Genomic DNA, 6,744 nt, shown 5'->3' on the forward strand with positions numbered 1-6,744 from the left:
TTTTATGAAATTCTATAATGTTATAAAACAATTGAAAAGTTTAGATCATATTCGGGATCACATTAAATCTCAGTTATTATTCCATTCTCTAGAAATGGGTGAACCAAAAAAGGTTCATTTTCAACGTATAGTTCCCATCATAAATCGATTTTTAGATTTGGAAAAGTTTAAAGATGTTGTACAACTTTTAGATAGAGATTCAAAAGAAACATATGCTATGCAATTGATAAAATTGTTTAGTGAATTAGGTGAATTTGCTAAGTTGCCTGGGGGGTATTTTCTACCTTTGCCTGAAAGAACTGTCGAATTACCTAGATCAAAAAAGTTGGTCTCTCTAAGTTCAACAAATAAAAAGAGATCTATCGAACCTTATATAGGTTTATGTAGTGGATACTATTCAGAAAAAGGTAATGTCCCTACCCTGACCTTAGATGAATGGATGCCTTGTGTAGGTGTCAGTGAATTTCTGCATATTATAGGTAATTCACAACCTTACGAAATTCCAGATAAACCTGCACAAGTATTCCTACCAGCTGACAAAAGAAGTTGGGATGATTATGAGAAAGTTAAAAATCGTAAGATACAAAACTTTATTGCTAGATATTATGTAGAACAGGGTCCTGCCACTTATTTTTGGGCTCAGAAAACAAAGAGCAAGACATATTTTTTTCAAATACCAAACAATTACTTAGATATAGCAAAATTTGCAGTAGAAAGAGAATCAGGAATTAGTAGGTATGTTGAAGTCATGGGAATAAGTGGAGAATTAGTAAAAATGAAATTCAAACAGCGTATTCCATTGGGTGAAAAGAAGATGTTGATGTTATTTGCAATGCCAGAGAACTTGTATGATCCTTTTACCTGGATTGTTCCTGTATCTCATTATGAAGATTTTATAGAGGTTGTTAAAAAAGTAGGAATTAAAGGTCCTAGTGTTAGTTCAATATTACATAATCAGATAATTAACTAACAGTAGGTTGAGAAAGGGGAAGGGTTATGACAGATTATACAATTAGTTCGTTATCAATAAGGCTTCATCATAAGCTCCAAGAATATATTGAGGCTCAATATCCTATAAGTGAAGAATCATTATTATTAGAACGTCGAAGGTTACTTGAAGCACAAGGGATTATTTCTAAAGAGCCTTATATTGAAGCTACACCAGTTTATGAACCAGGTAAGGAATACAAGGAAATTACTATGCCTTTGCAATGTAAAAAAGCAATGACAAACTTTTCAGTGATGTATCCTAGTGTAGGGGTTTATCCAAGACCATATGTTCATCAACAGCAAGCTCTTGAAGCTTTTTTACATGATCAAAATGATCTGGTGATTGCAACAGGAACAGGTTCTGGTAAAACAGAATCCTTCTTACACCCAATCTTGAATTCTCTTATTCAAGAAGGTTCAGAGAGAAATGTGCAGTTTCAGAAAAATTCGGTAAGAGCATTAATTTTATATCCAATGAATGCATTAGTTAGTGATCAAATTACAAGGTTGCGCAAGTTATTTGGTGATGAAAGAATAGCAAATTATTTTAAGGAACAATTCGGCAGATACCCTTTGTTTGGTATGTATACTTCACGTACACCATATCCTGGAGAGCGAACAGAGAAAAAAGATAAGTATCAGCTTGATGAAATTATAAAATATTATAATGATATGGAAAAAGAAAACCCGAGATTAGCAGATGAAATGAAGGAGCGCGGCAAATGGGTTGCAAAGGATATAAAAGAGTTTCGTAAAGGTAGGCGCGGTGAATGGAAATCTAAATATGTAACAGGGGAAAACGATCGTGAACTTTTTACAAGACATGAGATGCACCAAACTCCGCCAGATATTTTAGTAACAAACTATTCTATGCTGGAATATATGTTAATGAGACCAATTGAACGGTCAATATGGGAACAGACAAGAGAGTGGTTAGCAGAAGATGAAAATAACAAGTTTATCTTAGTATTAGATGAAGCACACATGTACCGCGGATCAAGTGGAGCAGAAGTTGCACTGCTTATTAGAAGATTACAAGCTAGACTAGGTATTAGTCGTGACCGCTTACGCTGTATTTTAACTAGTGCGAGTTTAGGTGACGAAGGTGATGAAACTTCTGCAGTAGAGTTTGCAGAGCAGTTAACAGGTAAGCCAAAAGAAAGAAAGTTTAAACTTATCAAAGGTACAAGAGAAATTCGTAAGCAAGGTCGTTTAGGTACAGAACATGAAGCGAGAGTGTTTGCGAATTTAGATAATGATTTATTTACAAACCGTATTCATTACTATGAAAAATTAAAAAAGCATTTGAATGATGTATTGGAACAACTAGACTGGGGACAAGTGCCTAGTGAATTAAAAGATTTACCCGAGTACTTATATCATTACTTAGATGGCTTCGGTCCATTGGAAACAATAATAACATCTATTAGTGGTAATGCTAGAATATTTACAAATATTGCACAAGAAGTTTTTCCGAATGTATCAAAGGAAGTTTCTGAAAAAGCAACTAGTAATCTATTAATGTTAGCGAATGCTGCTAAAGAAAATGGAAGAGTACTACTGCCTGTTCGTGTTCATTTGTTCTTTAAAGGTGTTTCGGGCATTTATACATGTACAAACCCAACATGTAATGTAAAAAGGAATCCTGAAATGAAATCTTTACTTGGAAAAATGTATGACTCTTCGAAATTAAAGTGTACATGTGATGAAGAAGCACGTGTATATGAAATGTTAACACATCGAAAATGTGGTTCTGCTTTTCTTAGAGGTTTTGTTTCAAAAGAAGAGAAAAATTTCTTATGGGCCGAAAAAGGTACGGGAATTGTAGGGGAAGAATTGACCGAGATTCATTTACTAGTAGAAAAGCCTCATAGTAAGACTTTTGAAGAAGCTGCTCCACCGAAACCAGTTTGGCTAGATATCAAAACCGGCTATTTATCGTCAGAGCCTCCACAAGATCAATCCGGTTATTTAAAGTTATATGCTCCTAATGAAAATAATAGTAAGAAGAAAAAAGGTCAAAATCCGAAATTAATTACATTCCCAAAATGCCCGTGTTGTATGAGAAAGATTCAGGGAACCATAATAGACTTAAAAACTAAGGGTGAACAGCCTTTTGCAAATCTAGTTCGTGAGCAATTTATGCTGCAACAACCAACTAATAAAGATGAAAATCTGCCTAATGAAGGACGAAAAGTTTTATTGTTTTCTGATGGTCGTCAAAAAGCTGCAAGGCTTGCTAGGGATATACCATACGAAGTTGAGCTGGATTCATTTCGCCAATCAATATTACTTGCAGGGCAAACTTTAATAGATGAAGGGGAAGAACCTAGACTAAGTAGTGCCTTATATACTGCTATTTTAGAGGTAATGAATAATCATAATCTATATTTCTTTGATGACACAGACCGAAAAACGATTATGAACCATGTTCATCTCTTTAAGGAAGTATTTGATAATGATTATGATGAGCTAATAGAAGATGGGGATATTGAAGTTTTGACAAGGTTCAAAAATGAGTTAATGCGGCAAATTTGTCACCCTCTTTATTCAATTTATGCCACTGCAACAGGGTTTATTGAACCCATGGATAAAGAAAAGAAGAAACTTAAGAAGGCATTAAAAGGATTATTAACAGAAGAAGAAATTAATGTAGTGACAGCACTCTTTATTCAAGAGTTACTTGATAAAGTTGCGATCGATACATCAATAAATCCTTTTGAGCGGGCTAAAATTAGAGGTTTTAATGAAGCCATTTGGGGAGTGGAAAAAGGGATTGTCACAAGGCACTTAAAGAGTGTAATAGGTTTATTTGTAGATAAAGAGGACGACAGTCAGCTGGTAATAGACTCTCTATTCAGATTGTGTAACGAATATGAGACAAGATTTTTCTTATCTCCAAAAAAATTAAAGCTTACTCCGGGTATTGAAACAAAATGGTACAAATGCAACAGCTGTAAAGAAACAAATATGGTTATTGTTAAAGGAAAATGTGTGAACTGTTTTTCGGAGGAAATTCATACTTTGAATGAAGATAGTGCTATTCTGGATTCAGAAAAAGGTTTTTGGCGCTCACCGATTAATGATGTTTTAAAAAATAATATGAAGATCTCTAATTTAACAGTAGAAGAGCATACTGCTCAGTTATCTCAAAAAGATCCTAAGATTGCAATCGCTACAACTGAAGAGTATGAGCTTCGTTTTCAAGATATCATATTAGATAATCTCGATGGAGCAGTTGATGTCCTAAGTTGTACTACCACCATGGAAGTCGGGGTAGATATTGGCTCATTAACTGCAGTTGGCTTAAGAAATGTGCCACCACAGCGGGAAAATTATCAACAGCGTGCAGGTCGTGCAGGTCGTAGGGGATCAGCGTTATCTACTGTCCTCACTTATTCACAAGGTGGACCACATGACTATCATTACTTTAAACAGCCAGATAAGATTATTAGTGGTGCGAGTAGAAAGCCGATTGTATATATTGATAATAAAAAAATCGCCAAACGTCATATGAATGCCTTTCTCATTCAAACTTACTTCCATGATAATGTTATTAAAGATGAGGATACTTCAAGTGCTCTTAATAGTTCACTAGGTGATACAAGATCGTTTTTTGAAGGTGATTTACCATTCAATATTGAGGAATTCGAAAACTGGCTAGAGATTTTAAAAAGAAAAGATTTCTCACAGTATTCAGTAGTATTTGACATTATACCCGATGAAGTTGTCTTAAAAGATGGAGACCTAAACACAAACAAACAAAGATTAAAGGTAGAAATGATAAAGGAATCGTGTAACGAGTTAATTGAGGATTTGAAAAATAGCTATGAATCAATTAAACATAGCTTAGTGAATATAGAGGATGAAGAAGCTGAGTTTGATTCAAATAATAAACTATTAGATTTCTTATTTAATCATGGATTGCTACCCACTTATGCTTTTCCAAAAGATTTAAGCAGCCTTTATATTGAAGAGTGGGATAGTAAAGCTAGAAAAGTTGTGGTAAAACAACGTCCGCAGCTTGAAATAAATCGAGCCCTTGGAGAATATGCTCCAGGAAAACAAGTAGTCATAAACAAGAAAACCTATCGAATCGGAGGTATTTTTGTACCTTATCCGAAAAACTATCTTAAGCCGGCGCTAGATCTCGGAATAGACTCATTAAAGAATGTAACATATTGTGATTCTTGCTTATTCGTTTCTTTGGATGAATTGTCTAGTAACGTGTGTGAGGTTTGTGGAGAGAATTTAAGAAAAAGTCCATTTTTAAGACCAACTGGTTTTTCGCCAGAAGGCGGTGAAGAGGTAAAAGAAGGAGATAGGGATCAAGAATTCACTTATGCTATTCCTCCCCAATTGCCGATTCCGGTAGATGAAGAAGAAGGAAGCTTAAAACCATATGGCAGCTCATCTTTATTATCTTATACCAATGCTTTGGATAAAAAGCTTATTGTTATGAACAAAGGTACAGATGGACAGGACGGGTTTGAAATATGTAGAGATTGCGGAGCTATCTGGCCAGCTGGGGAAAATGAAGATAATCATTTGCATGAAGTGCCTTATCGTTTAAAAACGGTACTTGGACAAAAATCTAGACAATGCAGGGGAGAAGTACGTCGAGTATTTCTTGGGAATGTCTTTAATTCTGATTTATTATTACTTCGATTAAACATTAAAGATGAAATAGACTTTAGTGCAGACAAGCGATGGGTGCATGATGGATTAAAGACGATAGGAGAAGCATTAGTATTAGCGGCAAGTAGGGTATTAGATATCGATTACAATGAATTATCAGCTGGATACCGCCTTCTTCCGCTTTCTATGGGAGGAGCAGATATTTATTTATTTGATACTCTTTCAGGTGGAGCTGGATATGCTCATATTGCAGGGGTAGTATTACCAGAAATCATTGAAGAGACATTTAATATCTTAAATCACTGTGAAAATAATTGTGAAACATCATGTTATAAATGTTTACGCCATTATGCAAACCAGTTTTATCATAATCAATTAAACCGTTTTGTTGCTTTTGAGTTATTAGATTATGTAGTAAATGGAAACCTAAAACAATTATCTTTTAAAGAACAAAAGGAAGTGTTAGGTCCGATAAGACGTATGCTGCAAATTCATAATGAAACAGCTCAAGAAATAGAAAGAAACGGACAATATTTTTTGAAAAAGGAAAATGGCAGCCTAATTGGAGTTAAAAATAATATTCAACGAATTACCAAATCAAACAATGGTACACCAATTCATTATGTTTCAGCATATGAAGTATTGCATGACTTGCCAAATGTTTATTTAGGGAGAAAAGTTAGGAATACAGTGTTGACCTAAAGAGGTTTAGTAAAGAAATACATTGTTGGAACATTATATTGGATGTCTCTACTGAAAAATCAATGAAGCAGCACTGGCGCTGAATGCAATGCTTAAAAGCATGAGAAGAAATATTGCATTGATCACAATGCAACGGATTTTGCAGTAAAGCTTTATATTTTCAAAATGTGGGATCATCAAACTACAAAATGGCAGCAAGCATATAACCGTAATGGAATAGGTTGACAAAAGTCCGAGAGAGAGACATACAAAGTATCTATAAGACTACCATGCCTAAACCGGAGGATCTTATTACTGAGGGCACGTTCGTTTCTGGTATCTTGAGGTTGTAGAAAAGTTCTATTGAGTGTTGTGGAGGTAGAATGGAAGGGTAAAATTAAAGGTTTATATAATTCAGTTATAAAGGTGCTTAAA

General features: G+C 34.7%; 2 protein-coding genes. Both read left to right on the forward strand.

The annotated features are described in order from the left end of the window. The first annotated feature begins 4 nt into the window (after nucleotides 1–4). Nucleotides 5–970, forward strand: coding sequence for a hypothetical protein (locus tag D3H55_RS22185; RefSeq protein ID WP_119549501.1), 966 nt, complete (start codon nucleotides 5–7; stop codon nucleotides 968–970). A gap of 26 nt (nucleotides 971–996) precedes the next feature. Next, entirely contained in the window at nucleotides 997–6,330 is a 5,334-nt protein-coding gene (locus tag D3H55_RS22190) for a DEAD/DEAH box helicase (RefSeq protein WP_119549502.1), read from the forward strand. Nucleotides 6,331–6,744 lie beyond the last annotated feature (414 nt).

The sequence above is a fragment of the Bacillus salacetis genome, assembly GCF_003581585.1.
Taxonomy (GTDB): domain Bacteria; phylum Bacillota; class Bacilli; order Bacillales; family Bacillaceae_B; genus Rossellomorea; species Rossellomorea salacetis.

Coding starts and splice junctions, on each gene's coding strand:
- D3H55_RS22185 (WP_119549501.1), top strand. CDS start 5: ATGAAATTCTATAATGTTATAAAACAATTGAAAAGTTTAGATCATATT.
- D3H55_RS22190 (WP_119549502.1), top strand. CDS start 997: ATGACAGATTATACAATTAGTTCGTTATCAATAAGGCTTCATCATAAG.